Source organism: Streptomyces cadmiisoli (assembly GCF_003261055.1).
GTDB lineage: Bacteria > Actinomycetota > Actinomycetes > Streptomycetales > Streptomycetaceae > Streptomyces > Streptomyces cadmiisoli.
Genome location: NZ_CP030073.1, coordinates 5,735,191 through 5,756,163, shown reverse-complemented (window position 1 = coordinate 5,756,163; position 20,973 = coordinate 5,735,191). Strand labels below are relative to the sequence as shown.

Annotated in this window: 14 protein-coding genes; 10 read left to right on the top strand and 4 right to left on the bottom strand. The window is 74.1% G+C overall.

The annotated features are described in order from the left end of the window. Window positions 1-6: 6 nt before the first annotated feature. From DN051_RS25125 to DN051_RS25100, 6 genes are all read left to right on the top strand, one after another. Window positions 7-1,023 (top strand): glutamate ABC transporter substrate-binding protein, encoded by a 1,017-nt coding sequence (locus DN051_RS25125; protein ID WP_112442427.1) that lies wholly within the window; start codon window positions 7-9, stop codon window positions 1,021-1,023. Between the two features lie 79 nt (window positions 1,024-1,102). Beyond that, the gene (locus DN051_RS25120; RefSeq protein WP_053763130.1) at window positions 1,103-2,461 is read left to right on the top strand and encodes a hypothetical protein; all 1,359 of its coding nucleotides are present in this window, start codon (window positions 1,103-1,105) and stop codon (window positions 2,459-2,461) included. Then, window positions 2,458-5,034 carry a serine/threonine-protein kinase gene (locus DN051_RS25115; protein WP_112439554.1) on the top strand — a complete coding sequence of 859 codons (2,577 nt, stop codon included), beginning with the start codon at window positions 2,458-2,460 and terminating at the stop codon, window positions 5,032-5,034. The genes DN051_RS25120 and DN051_RS25115 overlap by 4 nt, the downstream gene beginning before the upstream one ends. 3 nt (window positions 5,035-5,037) lie before the next feature. Beyond that, the gene (locus DN051_RS25110) at window positions 5,038-6,360 is read left to right on the top strand and encodes a PP2C family protein-serine/threonine phosphatase (protein ID WP_053763128.1); all 1,323 of its coding nucleotides are present in this window, start codon (window positions 5,038-5,040) and stop codon (window positions 6,358-6,360) included. 100 nt (window positions 6,361-6,460) lie between these two features. Next, window positions 6,461-7,810, top strand: coding sequence for a vWA domain-containing protein (locus tag DN051_RS25105; RefSeq protein ID WP_053763127.1), 1,350 nt, complete (start codon window positions 6,461-6,463; stop codon window positions 7,808-7,810). Between the two features lie 104 nt (window positions 7,811-7,914). Next, window positions 7,915-9,105: an FHA domain-containing protein gene (locus tag DN051_RS25100; protein ID WP_053763126.1), complete on the top strand. Its 1,191-nt coding sequence runs from the start codon at window positions 7,915-7,917 to the stop codon at window positions 9,103-9,105. A gap of 9 nt (window positions 9,106-9,114) precedes the next feature. On the opposite strand, the gene DN051_RS25095 is transcribed toward DN051_RS25100, so the two are convergent. Beyond that, window positions 9,115-10,098, bottom strand: a complete 984-nt coding sequence (locus DN051_RS25095) for a methyltransferase domain-containing protein (RefSeq protein ID WP_053763125.1) — start codon at window positions 10,096-10,098, stop codon at window positions 9,115-9,117. A 118-nt stretch (window positions 10,099-10,216) separates the two neighbouring features. Here DN051_RS25095 and DN051_RS25090 point away from each other — a divergent pair, with 118 nt between their 5' ends. The 4 genes from DN051_RS25090 (at window position 10,217) to DN051_RS25075 (ending at window position 17,908) form a co-directional block, all read left to right on the top strand. Next, the gene (locus DN051_RS25090; protein WP_053763124.1) at window positions 10,217-10,630 is read left to right on the top strand and encodes a globin; all 414 of its coding nucleotides are present in this window, start codon (window positions 10,217-10,219) and stop codon (window positions 10,628-10,630) included. Between the two features lie 147 nt (window positions 10,631-10,777). Beyond that, a complete protein-coding gene (locus DN051_RS25085) occupies window positions 10,778-14,173 on the top strand; it encodes an FtsX-like permease family protein (RefSeq protein ID WP_112439553.1) in 3,396 nt (1,131 codons plus the stop codon). A 2-nt stretch (window positions 14,174-14,175) separates the two neighbouring features. Beyond that, window positions 14,176-16,908, top strand: coding sequence for an FtsX-like permease family protein (locus DN051_RS25080; protein ID WP_112439552.1), 2,733 nt, complete (start codon window positions 14,176-14,178; stop codon window positions 16,906-16,908). 37 nt (window positions 16,909-16,945) lie between these two features. Then, window positions 16,946-17,908 carry an ABC transporter ATP-binding protein gene (locus DN051_RS25075; protein WP_053763121.1) on the top strand — a complete coding sequence of 321 codons (963 nt, stop codon included), beginning with the start codon at window positions 16,946-16,948 and terminating at the stop codon, window positions 17,906-17,908. A 170-nt stretch (window positions 17,909-18,078) separates the two neighbouring features. Here the strand turns inward: DN051_RS25075 and DN051_RS25070 are convergent, their stop codons facing one another. Genes DN051_RS25070 through ettA form a run of 3 tightly spaced genes read right to left on the bottom strand, consistent with a single transcriptional unit; the run spans window position 18,079 to window position 20,836 of the window. Continuing rightward, window positions 18,079-18,756 (bottom strand): DUF8185 domain-containing protein, encoded by a 678-nt coding sequence (locus DN051_RS25070; protein ID WP_053763120.1) that lies wholly within the window; start codon window positions 18,754-18,756, stop codon window positions 18,079-18,081. Continuing rightward, a complete protein-coding gene (locus DN051_RS25065; protein WP_112439551.1) occupies window positions 18,753-19,169 on the bottom strand; it encodes an acyl-CoA thioesterase in 417 nt (138 codons plus the stop codon). Before DN051_RS25065 ends, DN051_RS25070 begins: the two co-directional genes overlap by 4 nt. Before the next feature lie 2 nt (window positions 19,170-19,171). Continuing rightward, window positions 19,172-20,836, bottom strand: a complete 1,665-nt coding sequence (gene ettA, locus DN051_RS25060) for an energy-dependent translational throttle protein EttA (RefSeq protein WP_053763118.1) — start codon at window positions 20,834-20,836, stop codon at window positions 19,172-19,174. Window positions 20,837-20,973: the final 137 nt, after the last annotated feature.

Genomic DNA, 20,973 nt, shown 5'->3' with positions numbered 1-20,973 from the left:
GTGACGATGCATGCACGACGTCTTCGGGCCAGCCTGAGGGGCTGGGGCGGCGTGGGCGCGATGGCCGTCGTCTGTGCCCTCGCCGTGGCGTTCGCGCTGCTGCTGCCGCACACCCAGCCGCGCGGCGACGGCAGCACCGGCACCGGTGGCGCGGGCGTGGCCGAGGGGACCCACATCAAGGCGGAGGAGTGCGAGAACCCCGAGGACCGGAGCCTGCCCCCGGGCACCGCGAAGGGCCGCGCCGTGGAGGCCATCGAGAAGCGCGGCTACCTCTCGGTCGGCGTCGACCAGAACAGCTACCGCTGGGGCTACCGCAACCCCAACAGCACGGCGGAGAAGGTCGAGCTGGAGGGCTTCGACATCGACCTCGCCCACCGGATCGCCGAGGACCTGCTCGGCGACCCCGACAAGATCCGCTTCAGGGCGATCCCCACCAACCAGCGCATCCCGGCGATCCAGAACGGGCAGGTGGACATGGTGGTGCGCACCATGACGATCAACTGCGACCGGCTGGAGCAGGTCGCCTTCTCCGCGCCGTACTTCCTCACCGGCCAGCAGGTCCTCGCGCCCACCTCCTCCACCGTCGAGGGCTACGACGAGACGCTGGCCGACCGGCGGGTCTGCTCGGCGGCCGGCTCCACGGCGTACGACAAGCTGGACGCGGACAGGAAGGCCGGCCGGCTGCCCGCCTCCACCGACATCTCCACCACCGTCCCGAACCAGCTCGACTGCCTGGTCCGGCTCCAGCTCGGCGAGGTCGACGCGGTGGTCACGGACGGCGCGCTCGCGGCGAGCCAGGCGGCGCAGGACCCGTCGGTGGAGCTGAAGGGCGACCGCTTCACCACCGAGTACTACGGCGTGGCGATGAAGAGGGACGCCGAGGACCTGGTGCGCCGGGTCAACCGGATACTGGAGGACTACCGCGAGGACGGCGGCTGGCAGGCGTCGTACGACAAGTGGCTGTCCCCCACGATGGGCGACGAGTCGGAGTCGGCGACCCCGCCCCGGCCGACGTACGCATGAGCGGCCGCCGGCCGGCCGGCGGCTGAGGGACGGCCGGCGACTCACAACACGGCAACACACCAGCAACGAGAGGTGATCGATGGGCGTCGCGGGAGCCTCCGGTCCGGTACTGGACCGGGACGAGGTGGACCGTGCGCTGGCGCGGCTCGGCGCGGAGCACGAGGCGATCGAGACCTCGCTCCTGGCCCTTCAGGACCACGCGGGCCGCAGACTCCTCGAAGGCGCCGAGCTGACCGGCACGACCAGGGAGCGCTGGACCGCCGCGGAGGCGTCGATCACCCTGCTGTGGGCGTACTTCGACGCGTACACCGCCGCGATGCGCTCCGCCCGTGAGATCCGCTCCCGTCGCCGCTGGTCCAGCCGGGAGGATCTGCTGGAGCTGACCGAGCTGCTGCGCGGCGAGTCCGTCACGGTCGCCGGCAGCGCCGCGGCCACCGCGAACGCGCCCACCCTGCACGGCGCGGGCAAACTCAGCGAACGGTTCTCGCTGGCCGGGCTCGTGGACCGGATGAACGAGCTGTACGCGACCTCGCTGGACATGGTCGTGGCCGCCGACGCGGTGTGGTCCGCGCTGCCCGCCCGGATCGATCTACTGGCCGCCGAGCTCCAGCGCACCCGCAAGCTCGCCCACTCGGTCGGTGTGCGGCCCGGGGAGCACCCGGCGGGCGACGACCTGGAGCGCATCACGCGCACGCTGACCCGGCTGCGCGAGGAGGTGGTGTCCGACCCGCTGGCGTACTGGCGGCGCACGGAGGGCAGTTCGGCGCCGGGCGGCGGCCGGCCCGACACCACGGTGTACGACCGGGAGGCGCGGGCCCTGGAGGAGGTGCGGCGGGAGATCGACGCCGTGCTGACCGTCCGCCAGGACGCCGAGCAGCGGCTGATCAAGCTCCGGGACGTGCTGTCCCGGGCCGACCGCACGCTCGCCGAGGCGCGCACCGCGCGCGGCGAGGTCCTCGCGAAGATCGCGGCCACGGAGGTGCCGGTCGTCAGCGGACCGCCCACCGTGCTCCAGGAGCAGCTGGCCGCGGCCGCCGAGTACCGCCGGCAGGCCCAGTGGCACCGCCTGTCGCCGCTCCTGGAGTCCCTGGAGCAGAAGGCCGAGGACGAACTGCTGCGCGCCCGTGAGTCGCTGACCGCCGTGACCGCGCCACTGGCGGTCCGCGCGGAGCTGCGCGGCCGTCTCGACGCGTACCGGGCGAAGGTCGCCCGGCACGGTCTCGCCGAGGACGCGCTGCTGATCGAGCGGTACGACGCGGCGCGGCGCATGCTGTGGAGCGCGCCCTGCGATCTGCGGGTCGCCGAGCAGGCCGTGCTGCGCTACCAGTACGCGGCGGCCGAGCTGCTCGGCACCGCCCCGCGCGTCCCGGGGCAGGCCGGACCGCAGGACCGCAGGGGGCCGGGCGCGGTGAGCGACAAGGGGGATGCAGCGAGATGACCGAGACGAGCGCGGAGCAGCGGTCCTGCCAGCGGCCCGGCTGCGAGGGGTCGTACGAGGACGTGGGCGGCGGCGAGTTCTACTGCGACACCTGCGGCCTCGCCCCGGTCGTGGCCTCGAACGGCATGGTGGGTTCGCCCCCCACCGGAGTCACCGGCAACAGGGGTTCGCGCGGATCGGCGGGCAGCGGCAGCTCCCGCTCCGGTTCGCGCAGTTCCCGTACGTCGTCGCAGTCGTCGCAGTCGTCGAAGTCGCGCCGCTCCGTGTCCGGGCGGCTCTCGCGCTCCCTCTCCGGCCGGTCCACGGGCCGCTCGGTGTCGGTGCGCAGCTCGGGCTCCACCGCCGGTTCCTCGGGCCGCGGCCGGCTCGGGGCGGGGCTGGTGCAGGTGCCGCAGGTGCCGCGGCCGGACCCGCGCGCGATGGTGCTGGAGAACCCGGAGGTGCCGGAGCGCAAGCGGTTCTGTTCACGTTCGGACTGCGGGGCGCCGGTGGGCCGCGCGCGCGGCGAGCGCCCGGGGCGCACCGAGGGCTTCTGCACCAAGTGCGGGCATCCGTACTCGTTCGTCCCCAAGCTGAGGTCGGGCGACGTCGTGCACGGCCAGTACGAGGTGGCGGGGTGTCTGGCGCACGGCGGCCTGGGCTGGATCTACCTCGCCGTCGACCGCGCGGTGTCGGACCGCTGGGTGGTGCTCAAGGGCCTGCTCGACACCGGCGACCAGGACGCGATGGCCGCGGCGATCTCCGAGCGGCGGTTCCTCGCCGAGATCGAGCACGCCAACATCGTGCGGATCTACAACTTCGTCGAGCACCTCGACCAGCGCACCGGCTCCCTCGACGGCTACATAGTCATGGAGTACGTCGGCGGCAAGTCCCTCAAGGAGATCGCCAACGCCCGCCGCACCCCGCAGGGCCGGCGCGACCCGCTGCCGGTGGAGCAGGCCTGCGCCTACGGCATCGAGGCGCTGGAGGCCCTCGACCACCTGCACAGCCGCAACCTCCTCTACTGCGACTTCAAGGTCGACAACGCCATCCAGACCGAGGACCAGCTCAAGCTGATCGACATGGGCGCGGTGCGCCGCATGGACGACGACGAGTCGGCGATCTACGGCACGGTCGGCTACCAGGCCCCGGAGGTCGCCGACGTCGGCCCGTCGCTGGCGTCGGACCTCTACACCGTGGGCCGCACCCTGGCCGTCCTCACCTTCGACTTCCAGGGCTACACGAACGTCTACGTCGACTCGCTGCCCGACCCGGACAACATCGAGGTCTTCCGCCGCTACGAGTCCTTCTACCGGCTGCTGGTGCGCGCCACCGACCCCGACCCGGCACGCCGGTTCGCCTCCGCGCAGGAGATGTCGGAGCAGCTGACCGGGGTGCTGCGGGAGGTCGTGTCCCTCCAGTCGGGGCGGGCCCGGCCGTCGCTGTCGACACTGTTCGGCCCGGAACTGCGGGTGACGGACACGGAGTTGTTCCCGCCGCTGGAGGGTGAGGTGTCACGGCTGGGAGCGCGGGCGGAGCGGACCCGGCCGCGGGCCGCCGACCCCGCGGGGACCGCGGCGCCGGGCGGCGCGCCCGCGATCTCCGAGGGCGGCCTGGTCAAACCCGTCGGCACCGGCGCGGCGGCCCTCGCGCTGCCGGTGCCCCGCGTCGACCCGACCGACCCCAACGCCGGTTTCCTCGCGGGCCTGATGGCCACCGCGCCGACCGAGCTGCTCAGCGCCCTCGCCGCGGCGCCCGCCCGGTCGGTCGAGACCCGGCTGCGGCAGATCCGGGCGTGGCTGGAGCACGACGACAGCGCCGCCGCCCTCGATGCGCTGACCGCGCTGGAGGGCGAGCGGCCGGACGACTGGCGGGTGGTCTGGTACCGGGGCGTGGCCGCGCTCGCGACCGGCGACCACGAGGGCGCCGCCCTGGCCTTCGACGCGATCTACGACGCCTTCCCCGGGGAGACGGCGCCCAAGCTGGCGCTCGGCCTGTGCGCGGAGGTGCTGGGCCAGCTGGACAACGCGGCGGAGTACTACCGCCTGGTGTGGACGACCGACCCGAGCTTTGTGAGCGCCGCGTTCGGCCTGGCCCGGGTGCAGCTCGCGACCGGCGACCGGCGCGGCGCCGTACTGACCCTGGAATCGGTGCCGGAGTCGTCGATCCACTACACGGCGGCCCGGGTCGCGGCGGTCCGCGCCCGGCTCCGGCAGCGCACGGCGATCGGCTCCGACGTACCCTTCCAGCAGGATCTGAGCGCCGCCGCGGTTCAGGTGGAGGCGCTGGACGCGTACGGTCTGGATCCGACGCGGCGGGAGCAGTTGGCCACGGAAGTGCTCGGCTGCGCCCTGGACTGGATACTCTCCGGTGGCCAGGGATCCGTCGCCTCCCCGCTCTCGGCCCCGGCCGGGCAAGGGGAGCCCCGTGCCGCCGGGGGACGGACACTGCTCGGCAGTGACCTGGACGAACGGGGCCTGCGCTTCGGCCTGGAGCGTTCGTACCGCACGCTGGCCCGGCTGGCGCGGGGCGGCGAGGAGAGGATCGACCTGGTGGAACGTGCCAACCGTTACCGCCCCCGGACATGGGTGTAGTTGATGTCGCAGATGTCCCAGCAGGCCGCCTTGTCGAGGTGTCCGAGCTGCGAGGAGCCGCTTGAGTCGGGTGACCGTTTCTGCGGCGCGTGCGGATACGACCTGTCCGCCGTGCCGCCGCGGCCGCACGACGGTCCCGCGCCCGCGCCGAACGGCGCGGCGTCGCCCGGTGCCGCGGCCGGCTGGCCGGTCGCCGCCGAACCGGGCGGCTCCGACGCGCCCCCGGCGCTGCACGTGCCCGCCGACATCCAGGGCACGGACTCGGGCGACACGCCCCTGTCCCCGCCCTCCCCGGCGCCGCAGTCACCGTCCCCCGCCGGCGTGCGCTTCGACCGCCCCCGGGAGCCCGAGGAGTACCCGCTCCAGGCCCCGGATCCGCGGGTGCCGGAGCCTCCCGCGCCGGCCGACCCCGTCACGCTGTGCGTGGCGTGCCGCGCGGGCCGTGTCGACGACGACGGCTACTGCGAGAACTGCGGGCACGCCCAGCCGCGCGAACGCGACCACCTGGAGCAGGAGTCCGGTCCGGTCGCCGCGGTCAGCGACCGCGGTCTGCGCCACCACCGCAACGAGGACGCGTTCGGCATCGGCCGCGCCACGCTGCCCGACGGCTCGGGCGCGCTCGTGGCGATCGTCTGCGACGGCGTGTCCTCGGCGACCCGTCCCGACGACGCCTCGCTGGCCGCCTCGCGCACGGCCTGCGACTCGCTGCTGACCGCCCTGCCGCTGGGCACGCATCCGCAGCAGGCGATGCACGAGGCGATCGTCGCCGCCGCCGAGGCGGTCAACGCGCTGGCGCGGGAGCCCGCCACCGCCCGCGAACAAGCCCCGCACCAGAACGCCCCGGCCTGCACCCTGGTCGGCGCCGTCATCACCGCCGGCCTGCTGGTGGTCGGCTGGGTCGGCGACAGCCGTGCCTACTGGGTGCCGGTGGACCGCAGTTCGCCCCCGGCCCGGCTCACCGAGGACGACTCGTGGGCCGCGCAGATGGTCGCCGCGGGCCTGATGAACGAGGCGGAGGCCTACGCCGACGAGCGCGCCCACGCGATCACCGGCTGGCTCGGCGCGGACGCCTACGAGCTGGAACCGCACACGGCTTCCTTCAAGCCGGACCGGCCGGGCGTGGTGCTGGTGTGCACGGACGGCCTGTGGAACTACGCGGAAGCGGCCCAGGAGATGGCGGGTGTCCTGCCGCTCGACGCCGCCGTCCGTCCGCTGCACGCCGCCCGGGTCCTGGTCGGTCACGCCCTGGACGGTGGGGGCCACGACAACGTAACAGTGGCTCTCGTGCCGTTCCCCGCACCGCCGCAGGGGGCAGGATCGGCCTGAGGCCGCACACGGGGAGGGCCTCGACGGACCGGAGGGGACCGGTCCGCCCACCGTCGTCGCCTCACGCCGCGTGGGGCGTTCAAGGGGGAGCCGATAAGGCATGGCGAATTTCTCGAAGTCGAACGTGCCGCAGTTCTCGGTGGAGGTGTACCAGAACGAGTACCTGCCGGAGGAGGGCCGGGAGGTCAACGCGATCGTCACGGTGACCGCGACCGGTGGCGGCACGATCGGCACCGCGGTGTCGGCGCCCCACCTCTACTCACCGGGGCAGGGGCCGTCCGCGGCCGTCGCGATCATGGTCGACTGCTCGGGCTCGATGGACTACCCGCCCACCAAGATGCGCAACGCGCGGGACGCGACGGCCGCCGCCATCGACACCCTGCGCGACGGTGTGCACTTCGCGGTGATCGGCGGCACGCACTTCGCCAAGCAGGTCTACCCGGGCGGCGACCGCCTCGCCGTCGCCGACGCCGCCACCCGGGACCAGGCCAAGCAGGCCCTGCGCAAGCTCAGCGCCGGCGGCGGCACGGCCATCGGGACCTGGCTGCGGCTCGCCGACCGGCTGCTGTCGTCGGCGGACGTCGCCATCCGGCACGGCATCCTGCTCACCGACGGCCGCAACGAGCACGAGTCGGCCGAGGACCTCAAGGCCTCGTTGGACGCGTGCGCGGGGCGTTTCACCTGTGACGCCCGCGGCGTGGGCACCGATTGGGAAGTGAAAGAAGTCACAGCGATCGCCTCCGCGCTGCTCGGCAGCGCCGACATCGTCGCCGACCCGGCCGGACTCTCCGCCGACTTCACGCAGATGATGGAGACGGCGATGGGCAAGGAGGTCGCGGACGTCGCCCTGCGGCTGTGGACCCCGGTCGGCACCACCATCAAGTTCGTCAAGCAAGTGGCGCCCACCGTCGAGGAACTGACCGGCCGGCGCACCGAGGCGGGGCCGCGCGCGGGCGACTATCCCACCGGTTCCTGGGGGGACGAGTCCCGTGATTACCACGTCTGCGTGGAGGTCCCGCCCGCGAACGTCGGCCAGGAGATGCTGGCCGCCCGGGTCTCCCTGGTGATCCCGCAGGCCGGTTCCGGGGCCGCGCAGAACCTCGGCGCCCAGGGTCTGGTGCGCGCCGTGTGGACCGACGACATGGCCGCGTCGACGTCGATCAACCCTCAGGTCGCGCACTACACCGGCCAGGCCGAACTGGCGCAAGCCATTCAACAAGGGTTGGATCTGCGCAAATCGGGAGACATGGATGGAGCAACGGCCAAATTGGGCCGTGCCGTTCAGCTCGCCAGTGCCTCGGGCAACGCGGATACTGCGAAACTGCTTGCGAAGGTGGTGGACGTGGTCGACGCCGCGACAGGTACTGTGCGACTGAAGGCGAAGGTCGAGGAGGCCGACGAGATGACTCTCGAAACCCGGTCCACAAAGACTGTTCGTGTGAAGAAGTGATCCACGGGGTCTCCGCCGGAGACCGCGCCACGCAGCGAGCCCGGCCCCTCGGGGTGGGAGAAATCCGGCCCGACCGGCCGGGAAGGAGAGGGGGAAGCGCCGACATGCCGACCTGCCCGAACGGACACCAGTCGGGTTCCGACGACTGGTGCGAGGTCTGCGGTCACCGCATGGCCGGAGCCGTGCCACCACCCCCTCCGCCGCCGCCCCCGGCGGGCGGCGGATACGGCTTTCCGCCCGGCCCGAACGCCGGGCCGCCCGGCGGACGTCCGCATGCGGCCCCCGAGCTCTGCCCGCAGTGCCGTACGCCCCGTGAGGGCGGTGCGCCGTTCTGCGAGGAGTGCCGGTGGAACTTCCTGACGAACACCGCGACGTCGTACACCCCGGCCGCCCCGCGCCCGTCGGCCGGCGGCGGGGACCCTCGCTTCCAGCGTCCGCCGGGCCCGTCCTACGGCGGCGGCGAGCCGTACGAGTACCAGGGCTCACGGCCCTCGCAGATGAACCGGCCGGCCGAGCCGATCCCGCCGTTCGGCGGCGATCCGGGCGCTCCGTACGGCGGTGAGCGGCCGGGCCCGCCCGGCCCTCCCGGATACGGCGGCGACCCGTCGCGTCCGGTTCCGCCGCCGCCCGGTCCCGGCGCCCCGGGAGGCCCGGGTACGCACCCCGGTGCCCCGCAGGCTTTCCAGCCGGGTCCGCCCGCACCGCCCGGGTTCCCGCAGGAGACCAACCGCCAGCAGCCCGGCGGCCGTCCCTTCGGCGGCGGTGACGACGACTGGGTGATCTCCCCGCCCACCTCCGGCCCCGGCGGCCAGGGTGGCCCCGGTGGTGGTTACGGCTACCCGCAGCCCGGCGGCGCCCAGCCGCCCCGTCCCGGTGCGCCGCAGCGTCCCTCGACCTGGACGGCGACCATCGGCCCGGACCGCGATTACTTCATGGCGATGATGCACCGCTCCGGTCCCGAGGCCGCGGGCCTGAACCTGCCCGCGTACTCCCCCGAGCAGCAGCGCACGCTCTCCGGCAACCAGATCACGATCGGCCGTCGCCGGCACTCCACCGGTGACACCCCCGACATCGATCTCGCGGTGCCGCCGGAGGACCCGGGTGTCTCGCACCAGCACGCGGTGCTGGTGCAGCAGCCGGACGGCAGCTGGGCGGTCGTCGACCAGAACTCCACCAACGGCACCACGGTCAACGGCTCCGAGGACCCGATCCAGCCGTTCGTGCCGGTGCCGCTCCAGGACGGCGACCGGGTGCACGTCGGCGCCTGGACGACGATCACCATCCGCCGGGGCTGAACCGGCGGATCACGGGAGGGGCCACAGGTACGGCCCCTCCGGCTCGTCCAGCCACGCCCAGCCGCGCCCGTCGGCCACGGTGACGCCGTACCGCTCGCGCTGCGGGCGCCCCTCGCCCTCCCACAGCGCGTACGCCTCCAGCGGATCGAGGGTGCCCCCGGTCAGCGCGAGCAGGAACCGGAACAGTTCGTGCTCGCGGCCCCGGCGCGGCACCGCGCCCAGGGACGCCCGCTCGGGCCGGTGCCGGGCACCGCCGCGCAGCGGCACGAAGTAGGCCGGCGTGTGCAGGAAGCGCCCCTCGGCGTGAGTGGCGTCGCGCACCGTCAGCACGACCAGTCCGGTCGCCAGCGGGCTCAGGATCCGGCCCTCGGGTCGGCACTGGACCAGCCAGGCGGGCGGGATCGACGGCAGACCGCAGGTGGCGATGATCCGCTCGAAGGGGGCCCGCGCGGGTACGCCGCGGGCGCCGTCGCCGGTGACCACGACCGGGCGGTGGCCGGCGGCGGACAGATGCCGGCGGGCGGACTCGGTGATCTCGGGGTCCAGGTCGACGGAGGTGACCAGGGAGTCGTCACCGAGGCGGTGGGCGAGCAGCGCCGCGTTGTAGCCGGTGCCGGTGCCGATCTCCAGGACCCGGTGCCCGTCCGCCACCCGCAGCTCGGTCAGCATCAGCGCCATCAGCGACGGCTGGCTGCTGGAGGACACCAGTTCCCCGTCGCGCAGCCGGGTGGCCAGCGGGGTGTCGGCGTAGGCGCCGCGCAGCCAGCGCTCGCGGGCGCCCGCGTCGGCGCTCTCGCCCCAGAGGCGTTCGTGGCCGCCGACGATCCCGACGTAGTAGTAGGGGACGAACACATGGCGCGGCACCGTCTCGAACGCCTCCCGCCACACCGGGTCCTCGGCCCAGGCGCCGCTCGCGTCGATCTCGCGCGCCAGCGCCGCCCGTGCCTCGGCGGCGACGGCTTCCAGGTCCTTGCCCAGCGCGTGCCCGCCCATGGGTCCACTGTGCTGCGCTTCACAGCGGGAGGCGAGCGCCCCGGCCGCGACGCGGCGCGGCGGTGGCCCGATCGGAGCGGTCCTAAGTCTCGAGTCCTCGGTCGCCCCGTCTGAGAGCATGGACGGTGTGAATGAGATTCGGCGCGGCACGCTTCAGGAGCAGACCTTCTACGAGCAGGTCGGCGGGGAGGAGACCTTCCGCCGCCTGGTCCACCGTTTCTACCAGGGGGTCGCGGAGGACCCGCTGCTGCGGGAGATGTACCCCGAGGAGGACCTGGGCCCCGCCGAGGAGCGCTTCCGGCTGTTCCTGATCCAGTACTGGGGCGGTCCCTCCACCTACGGCGAGAACCGCGGCCACCCGCGGCTGCGGATGCGGCACGCCCCGTTCGCGGTGGACCGTGCCGCGCACGACGCGTGGCTGAAGCACATGCGGGTGGCCGTCGACGAGCTGGAGCTGTCCGAGGAGCACGACCGGACGCTGTGGAACTACCTGACGTACGCGGCGGCCTCGATGGTGAACACCGCGGGCTGACCCGCGGCGACCGCCGAGTCTCACATTCCGGTCGCCTGACACCGATTTCCGGTCACAATCCGGTCAAGCTCGATCCACAAGCGCTTACCCGTGGGCGTCGCCTCTGCCAACATCGCCAAGAGGTCTGGACAACGGTCGGGGGGCCGGATGGCGGGGGTCGCGGGATTCGTCGTACTGCGTGCGCGGGCACACCGCCTGCTCCTCACGGCGGCCCTGCTGACGGTCCTGCTCACCACCGCCGTCCTCACCACGCTCACCGCGTACTCGGGCGCGATCGGTGACGCGGCGCTGCGCCACTCCCTCCAGGACACCCGCAACGCCGCCGACACCGCGCTGATCGTCAAGGCCGACGTCCCCGCCGACGGCCGCGCGAAGGCCGACTCGGTCGTACGGGACGGGGCCCGGAAGGTCTTCGACGGGCTGCCGGTGACCGTACGGACCTATCTGCGGTCGGGGCCGTACGCCCTGCCGGGCGCGCTGCGGCCCGAGGACGAGCGGTCGGCGCCGGACGCGGACCCGGACCTGACCTACCTCGCCGCGCTGGAGAGCGGCCAGGTGCGGATCACCGAGGGCCGGGCGCCGCGCGCCACCGCCGGCACCGTGGAGGCGGCCGTACCCGCCACCGTCGCCCGGAGTCTCGGCCTGGCCCCCGGGGACCGCCTCACCCTCGTCGACCGCCTCGGCGGCCCGGACGCCCGCGTCGTGATCACCGGCGTCTACCGTCCCGCGGACACCGGCGCGCCGTACTGGCAGCTCGACGACCTCGACGGCCGCGGCATCACCGAGGGCGGCTTCACCACCTACGGTCCGCTGCTCGCCGCTCCCGAGACCCTGACCGGCGGGAAGGTCAGCGCCGGCCAGTCCGGCTGGCTCGCCTCGGCCGACTTCTCCGCCATGTCCACCGACCGGACCGACGCGCTGCGCGAGGCGGCCGCAGCCGGCAGCGCGGCCCTGCGCGCACAGCCCGCGCTCAGCGGCTCGACCGCCACGACCACCCAGTTGCCCGCCGTCCTCGACCGGCTCGACCGCTCGCTGCTCGTCTCCCGCTCCACCCTGCTGATCATCACCCTGCAACTGGTGCTGCTCGCGGGCTGCGCGCTGCTGCTGGTGGCCCGCCTGCTGAGCGCGGAACGCGCGGGCGAGACCCGTCTGCTGCGGGCGCGCGGCGCCTCCGGCGGGCGGATCGCCGGCCACGCCGCCCTGGAGGCGCTGCTGCTCGCCGCGCCCGCCGTGGTCTGTGCGCCGCTGCTGGCCGCGCCGCTGACCCGGCTCCTGGCCGGGCAGGGGCCGCTGGCCCGGATCGGCCTGCGCCTGGAGGTGTCCGCCGGGGGCCGCCCCGAGGTGTGGCTGGTGGCGGTGGCCGTGGCGCTGGGATGCGCGCTGGCGGTGACGGCGCCCGCGCTGTCGGCGGCGGAGTCCGGGGCCGCACGGGTCGGCGGCGGGGGCGGCGGCAAGGGCGCGCGCTCGGCGGCCCGGATCGCCGCCGGAAGCTCACGCTCCGCCGCCCGGTCCGCGGCCGAGCGCCTCCGCCTCCTGCCCGGCTCAGGTTCGGGCGCCGGCGCCGTCCGCCCGCGCGCCGCCGTGCCCGCCCCGCTGCGCGCGGGCGCCGACGTGGGCCTGCTGGTCGTGGCGGCGGTCGCGTACTGGCAGCTGGACCGGCACACCTCGGGCGCCGTCAGCGACGACCGCACCGGCACCCTCGGCATCGACCCGCTGCTGGTGGCGGCGCCCGCCCTCGCACTGCTCGCCGGGACGGTGCTGACGCTGCGACTGCTGCCGCCGGTGGCGCGGCTCGCCGAACGCCGGGCGGCCGGCGGACGCGGGCTGACCGCCGCGCTCGCGGGCTGGCAGCTCAGCCGCCGCCCGATGCGCGGGGCGGGCCCGGTGCTGCTGCTCGTGCTGGCCGTCGCGCTGGGCATGCTGACGATCGGTCAGGGCGCCTCCTGGAACCGCTCGCAGGACGACCAGGCCGACTTCCGCGCGGGGGCGCCCGTGCGGGTGCTCGCCGCCGGGGAGAACGGCCTCGGCCTCACCGACCGGTACGCGGCCGTCCCGGACGTCGAGCGGGCCGCACCCGCCGTCCGTACGGCCATGCCGCTGTCCGGCGACCGGACGGCTACCGTCCTCGCGCTGGACACGGCGCGCGCGGCGGACACCGTGCTGATGCGCCCGGACCTGACGGCCGAACCGGTGCGGCCGCTGCTGACCGCCCTGGGTCCCGAGGAGGCGACGGCGGGCACCCGGGTGCCCGCGCGCACCGCCCGGCTGCACCTGACCGCCACGCTGCGCGCCGGCGCGCCCGGTGCGACACCGGACGTGACGCTCGTCCTGGAGGACCGTTACGGCACGTCCCACCGGATCCCGGCCGGTGAACTCCCCGCCGACGGCCGCCGGCACACCCTGACCGCCGACCTCGGCGCCCCGCTCGGCCCGACCGTCCTGACCGGCCTGCACCTGAATCTGACTCAGCCGACCGGCCGCGGCCAGGACCACCGGCTGACCCTCCGCTCACTGACCGCCACCGCCGCCGGCGCCGGTGTCACCCGGCTGCCGCTGCCCACGGCCTGGCGGGCCGTGGCCGAGAGCGACATCATCGCGGGGTCGCCCGCCGACGACATCCTCCCCAGCCGCCCCGTCCGGGCCTCCGCCGAGCCGCTCACCTTCACGTACCGCACCGGCTACGTCCCGGGCGACATGCCCTGGTTCGCCTCCGCGGTGACCTACCGGTTGCACGTCGTCCAGCCCGCACCGGCGAAGATCACGGCCCTGGCGACCGACCGTTTCCTGGAATCGGCGGGCGCACGCCCCGGGCAGCGCGTGGACGTCCCGTTCGACGGCCGGACCCTGCCGGTGCGGATCACCGGTACCGTGCGCGCCCTGCCGACCACACCCGACGACAGCGACGGCGGCGCGCTCCTCCTCGATCTGCGGTCCGTGAACCGGGTGTTGCAGGACCGGTACGGCGCCGGCGTCCCGCCCACCGAGTGGTGGCTGGGCACCGCACCGGGCCGGGCCGCGGAGGTGGCCGCCGCACTGCGGGCCCGCCCCGAACTGGATCCGGCGCAGGTGCTGGTGCGCGACGAGATCGCCGGGGAACTGCGCGACGATCCGTTCGGCGCCGGCCCGGAGGCCGCGTTCACCGCCGCGGCCGCGGTGGCGGCGGCGCTGGCCGCGGTCGGGTTCGCGGTGAGCGCGGCCGGGTCGCTGCGGGCGCGGGACGCCGAGTTCGCCGTGCTGCGCGCCCTGGGCGCCCCGCGCCGCCGGATCGCCCGCACGGTCGCCGCCGAACTGGCCGTCCTGGTGGGGCTCGCGCTGCTGGTGGGCGCCGCGCTGGGAGCCGTACTGACCCGCGCGGTGGTCCCGTTGATCGTGCTGACCTCGCAGGCCACCCGTCCGATGCCCGAGGTGCTGGTCGAGCTGCCGGTGCCACGGGTGGCCGTGCTGCTGACGGCCGTCGCCCTGGTCCCGCTCCTGGTCACGGCGGCACTCGCGCTGCGCCGCACCGACCCGGCGCGGGCGCTGCGCGAAACAGGGGGAGAGTAGACATGCCGCGGCAGACCCGCACGGCACCGCCCGGCCGCATCGCCGCGCCCTGGATCCGCACCCGGCTGCGTGCCGCGCCCGGTGCCACCTGGGCGCTGGCGCTGCTGGTGGCGGCCACCGCCTGCCTGGCCGCCGCGTTCCCGCGCGCGCTCGACCGGTACGCGGACGCCGGTCTGCGCGAGGCCGTCGAACGGGCCCGACCCGACCGCACCACCGTCCAGCTCTACACCCCGCTGCCGGGTCTCGGCCTGCCCCGGGGCCAGCGGGAGCGGACCGTGCGCCCCGACACCCTCGCCGAGCAGTACACCCACGTCCTGGACGCCGTCCGCGCCCCCCTGGTCGCCGACCGCGACCAGTCGTCGTACGGCGTGCGCACCACCGTCAACCAGGAGGTCCCCGAACGCTGGCTGGCCCGGCCGAGCGGACTGCCCGCGCGGGTGGCGCTGGTCGCCCAGCACGGGATCGCCGACCATTCCCGGCTGCGCGCCGGGCGCCTGCCGCGCGGGTCCTCGCCGCCGGTGACCACGAACACCGCCGAGGTGGAGGCGGCCGTCACCGCGGAGACGGCCAAAAACCTGCGGATCAAGGTCGATTCCGTGGTGCACGTGCCGGGTGTGGGACGGCCCCCGCTCGCCGTACGGATCACCGGCATCGTCACTCCCCGCGAACCCGGGGGCGCCTACTGGTCGGCCGAGCCGCTGCTGCGCACCCCCACCCTGGTCCGGGTGCCGGGCGACCCCGACGGCAGCCGGTACTGGCTCGGCGCCCTGCTGCTCGCCCCCGAAGCGGCCCCCGCGCTGCTGGGCACCACCGGAGCCCCCGCGACCTACTGGCAGGTGGCCCCCGCCCTCGACACCCTGCGCGGCCACGACCTGGCCGCGCTGAAGTCCTCGGTGGCCTCCCTGGAAACGGGACCGGGGCTGCGCGACGTACGCACCTTCACCGACCAGCGCACCGAGGCGACGACCTACCTCGACGACGTGCTCACCTCCTACGAGGAGCAGCGCGCCGGCATCGGCCCGCTCGTCGCGGTGGCCGCGTTCGGCACCGGCACGGTCGCCGTGGTCGTCCTGGTGATGGCGGGCGGCCTGGCCGCCGACCGCCGGCGCGGCGAACTCGCCCTGCTGCGCGCCCGCGGCGCCTCCGTACCCGGACTCGTGGCCCGGCTGCTCGGCGAGACCTCGGTGCTGTCCGTGCCCGCGGCCGCCGCCGGCGTCGCCGCCGCGCTGCTGCTCGTCCCCGAGGGCCGCCTCGCCCCCGCGCTCGCCGCCGCCCTCGCGGTGACCGGCGTCGCCTGTCTGGCCCTCCCGCTGCGGGCCGCGGGAGGGCACCGGCTGGTCCGCGTCCACGGCGACCGCGAGGACGCCGCCTCGGTCCGTCCGTCCCGGCGGCGCACGGTCGCGGAACTCACCCTGGTGGTACTGGCGGCGGGCGCGGTCGAGACGCTGCGCAGACGGGGCACGACCGGTGATCAGCTGGTGTCGGCGGCACCGGTGCTGGTGGCGGTGATCGCGGCCCTGGTGCTGATCCGGCTCTACCCGCTCCCGCTGCGCGGGCTCGCCCGGCCGGCCGCCCGGCTGCGCGGCGCGGTGGGCCCGCTGTCGCTGGCCCGCGCCGCCCGGACGTCCGTCTCCGCGGTCCTGCCCCTGCTGGCCCTGTCCACCGCGCTCACCACGGCCGCCTTCGGCGGTTCCGTGCTGGCGGGAGTGCGCGAGGCCCGCGACCACGCGGCGCTCCTCGCCCTCGGTGCGGACGCCCGCGTGGAGACCATGGGACCGCTGCCGTCCGCCCTGCCCGAGCGGATCCGCCGCGAACCCGGTGTGAGCGCGCTCGCCGAGGCGAGCATCGCGTACCAGGCGAAACCCCACGACGGGCCCCCGACCGTCCCGCTGGTGGGCGTCGACCCCGGCGACTACGCGGCGCTCGCCCGGTGGACCGGCCTCGGCACGTTCACCGCGGACGAGTTGACCCGCCGCGGGACCGCGAAGTCCCCCCTGCCCGCGCTGGCCTCCCCCACCGTCGCCGAGACCTACGGCACCCGGCCGTTCCCGGTGCGTCTGGAGGACAGCAGCACGATCACCGTCCGCATCACCCTGGTCCGGGACCTGACCCCGGCCGTGTCCGGCACCGAGTTCCTGGTCGTGGACCGCGCCGGACTGAGCGCCGAGGCGGCCCGGCCGTCCGCGCTGCTGGTGACCGGCGGGCACCTGGACGGCAAGGCGCTGCGCCGGGCGGCGGGCGAGGCGGCGGACGTGCGGCTCCGGGCGGAGGAACGGGCCCGGTTCGTGGACTCCCCGATGCAGACCGGCGCCGAACGCCTCTACGTCGCCGCGGTGGCCGCCGGTGCCGGTTACGCCGTCCTGGCCCTGCTCCTGTCCCTGCTGCGTGCCGCACCCGAACGCACCGCCCTGCTCGCCCGGCTGCGCACCATGGGACTGACCCGCGCCCAGGGCCGCCGACTCCTGGTGCTGGAGTCGCTCCCGCAGTCCGCCCTGGCCGCCGCCGGCGGCACCCTGACCGCCTGGGCCACCATCCGCCTGCTCTCCCCCGGCGTCGACCTCACGGCCATCGCCGCGTCCCGGCCCGTCACCGCCGAACTGCGCACGGACCCCGTCTCCCTGGCCGTGCCGGCGGTGTCCGTCCTGCTGCTGACCGTCGGGGTCGCGGCGGCGCAGGCATGGTGGTCCGGACGGCGGGGGTCGGTCACCGAACTGCGGGCGGGCGACGGCCGATGAGACCCGAGCAGCCGCACGGACACGTCCTGGAGTCCTCATGACGACGAACCCCACCCTCGCCGACCTGGCCGACCGCGCGAACGCCCGCCGTGAACGCCCCGCATACGGCCACGACGCCCTGATCAGCTGCGACCGCCTGGTACGTGTCTTCAGCACCGACGGCGTGGAGGTCCAGGCCCTCCAGGGCCTCGACCTGCTCGTCCGCGAGGGCGAGCTCATGGCCCTGGTCGGGGCCTCGGGCAGCGGCAAGTCGACGCTGATGAACATCCTCGCCGGCCTCGACACCCCCACCGCCGGGGCCGCCCGGGTGGCCGGCCGCGACCTGCTTGCGATGACCGCCGGGGACCGGCTCGCCTACCGCCGCGAAGTGGTCGGATTCGTCTGGCAGCAGACCTCGCGCAACCTCCTGCCCCATCTGAGCGCCGCGCAGAACGTCGCCCTGCCCATGCAGCTCGCCGGCGGCCGCCGGATCCGCCGCCGCGACCGGTCGGAACGCACCCTGGAACTCCTGGAGTTGCTGGAGGTCGCCGACTGCCGCGACCGGCGCCCGCACCAGATGTCCGGCGGGCAGCAGCAACGTGTCGCCATCGCGGTCGCGCTCGCCAACAAGCCCGCGGTCCTGCTCGCCGACGAACCCACCGGCGAACTCGACTCCCACACCGCGGAACAGGTCTTCGCCGCCTTCCGTACGGCGAACGAGCGTCTGGGCACCACCATCGTCATCGTCACCCACGACCAGGCGGTGGCCGGCGAGGTGCGCCGCACCGTCGCCATCCGCGACGGCCGCACCTCCACCGAGGTGCTGCGCCGCAGCCAACGGGACGCGGCGACCGGCCACGAGACGGTGGTGGCCCGGGAGTACGCCATGCTCGACCGGGCCGGCCGGCTGCAACTCCCCGCCGAGTACACCCGCGCCCTCGGCATGCACGACCGCGTGGCCCTGGAACTGGAGGCCGACCACATCGGCGTATGGCCGGACGACAGCGAGCAGCGGGACTGAGTCGTCGCGAGCAGCGGGACCCAGGGGTGGGAAGGTGGGAAGGTCGGGAGGGCTTCGGCGCGACGGCAGCCCGGCAGCCCGGCAGCCCGGCAGCCCGGCAGCCCGGCAGCCCGGCAGCCCGGCAGCCCGGCAGCCCGGTGAGAACGTCGGCGTGACCGCCGCGTCATGGGTCAGCGCACGCTGACGCCCAGCGTCGGGAGTCCCGCCCGCCGCACCGCGACCGACCCGTAGGGCGTCCGCAGCCGCAGCCACGTACCCGACGAGAACAGTCCGAGATCCTCCGCACGCACGAACGGCCGCAGGAACCCCAGGGACTGCGCCGCGTGCACCGCACGCACCGGCAGCCGCGTCCCGCCGACCTCGCGGGACCATATCTCCCGCCCGATCCGGTCGAGTTCGGCCCGGGTACGCCCCTCGGGCGCCAACTCCCCCGTACGGGACCGGAATTCGGCCACCGCGGCGGTGACCATCCCCCGCAGCGCGTCCGCGCCCGGCAGGCCGGGCTCCGGCCGCCAGCCGCCGCGCGGCGGCATCACGCCCGCCCACGGCGGGCCGGTCACCGCGGCCGGCACGGCGGCGGTCGCCGCCGCCTCGTCCACGGACTCCAGCAGCTCACCGGCGGACACGGTCACGTCCAGGGTGACGTCCAGCCCGTCCTCGAACGGCTTCGCCAGCCGTACCGCCCGGATCGCCAGCACCTCGAAGGAGGGCGGGCGCCCGAAGACGGCCAGTGCGGTACCGGCCGCCTGAAGGCGCACCGCCGCCCCACGGTCGTAGTGGAGCAGCCGCGAGAGGAAGGCCGCGAGATCCGCCGCCTCCCCCTCGTCGGCGAGGTGGAGCACCGTCATGCGGCGACGGCCTCCCCCTCTTCCACGTCGTCCATGTATTCCTGGAGGAACTCCCGTTCCTGCACGGTGATCCGGCGCGGGCGCTGCGCCTCGAAGTCGAACGGCACGATCACCGTCGAGGCGCGGACGTAGACCTGCTCGCCGTCCTTGACCTCGTAGGTGAGGGTGAAGGAGGCCGCCCGGACCTCCGTGACCCACAGCTCGATGTCCACGGGCGCGTGCCGGTGGACGAGCTGCCGCTTGTAGTCGATCTCATGGCGCGCCACCACGGAACCCTGCTGGAAGTCCTTGTCCGGGCGGAACAGGAAGTCGATACGGGCTTCCTCCAGGTAGCGGAGGAACACCACGTTGTTGACGTGGCCGTACGCGTCCATGTCCGCCCAGCGCAGCGGGCAGCGGTAGATGTGCCGCAAGATCAGCCCCGGGTCAGCTTCTTGTAGGTGGCGCGGTGCGGACGGGCGGCGTCCGGACCCAGCCGCTCGATCTTGTTCTTCTCGTACGACTCGAAGTTGCCCTCGAACCAGAACCACTTGGACTCGCCCTCGTAGGCGAGGATGTGCGTGGCGACGCGGTCGAGGAACCACCGGTCGTGGGAGACGACCACGGCGCAGCCCGGGAACTCCAGCAGCGCGTTCTCCAGCGACGACAGCGTCTCGACGTCGAGGTCGTTGGTCGGCTCGTCGAGGAGCAGCAGGTTGCCGCCCTGCTTGAGGGTGAGCGCCAGGTTGAGGCGGTTGCGCTCACCGCCGGAGAGCACACCGGCCGGCTTCTGCTGGTCCGGGCCCTTGAAGCCGAAGGCGGAGACGTAGGCCCGCGACGGCATCTCGACCTGGCCGACGTTGATGTAGTCCAGCTCGTCGGAGACGACGGCCCACAGCGTCTTCTTGGGGTCGATGTTCTCGCGGCTCTGGTCGACGTACGAGATCTTGACGGTCTCGCCGACCTTGATCGTGCCGGAGTCGGGGGTCTCCAGGCCCTGGATCATCTTGAAGAGCGTGGTCTTGCCGGCGCCGTTGGGGCCGATGACGCCGACGATGCCGTTACGCGGCAGCGTGAAGCTGAGGTCGTCGATGAGGACCTTGTCCCCGAAGGCCTTGTTGAGGTTGTTGACCTCGACGACGATGCTGCCGAGCCGCGGGCCCGGCGGGATCTGGATCTCCTCGAAGTCCAGCTTCCGCATCTTCTCGGCCTCGGCGGCCATCTCCTCGTAGCGGGCCAGACGCGCCTTGGACTTGGCCTGCCGCCCCTTGGCGTTGGAGCGGACCCACTCCAGCTCCTCCTTGAGGCGCTTGGCGCGCTTGGCGTCCTTCTGCCCCTCGACCTTCAGACGGGTCTGCTTGGTCTCCAGGTACGTGGAGTAGTTGCCCTCGTAGGGGTAGGCGCGCCCGCGGTCCAGCTCCAGGATCCACTCGGCCACGTTGTCCAGGAAGTACCGGTCGTGGGTGATGGCCACGACGGTGCCCTCGTACTTGGCCAGGTGCTGCTCCAGCCAGTTCACCGACTCGGCGTCGAGGTGGTTGGTGGGCTCGTCGAGGAGCAGCAGGTCGGGCTGCTCCAGCAGCAGCTTGCAGAGCGCGACGCGGCGCTTCTCACCACCGGAGAGGTTGGTGACGGGCCAGTCGCCGGGCGGGCAGCCCAGCGCGTCCATGGCCTGCTCGAGCTGGGCGTCGAGGTCCCACGCGTTGGCGTGGTCGAGCTCCTCCTGGAGCTTGCCCATCTCGTCGAGCAGCGCGTCCGAGTAGTCGGTGGCCATCTGCTCGGCGATCTCGTTGAACCGGTCGAGCTTGCCCTTGATCTCTGCGACGCCCTCCTGGACGTTCTCCAGGACCGTCTTCTCGTCGGTGAGCGTGGGCTCCTGCATGAGGATGCCGACGCTGTAGCCGGGAGAGATGAAGGCGTCACCGTTGGACGGCTGCTCCAGCCCGGCCATGATCTTCAGCACGGTCGACTTACCGGCACCGTTCGGACCGACGACGCCGATCTTGGCACCCGGAAGGAAGTTCAGGGTGACGTCGTCGAGAATCACCTTGTCGCCGTGCGCCTTGCGCGCCTTGCGCATGGTGTAAATGAACTCAGCCAAGAGAAACCGTCCGGCAGCTTGAAATCTGGCAGTGGGCAGATACACCCCATCTTGCCGTACCGCCACCCCTGGGAGGAAACGCGTTCCCGCCCGGTGCGCTGACCTGGGGGTTCACGCTCGGGCAGCCGAGATTCACT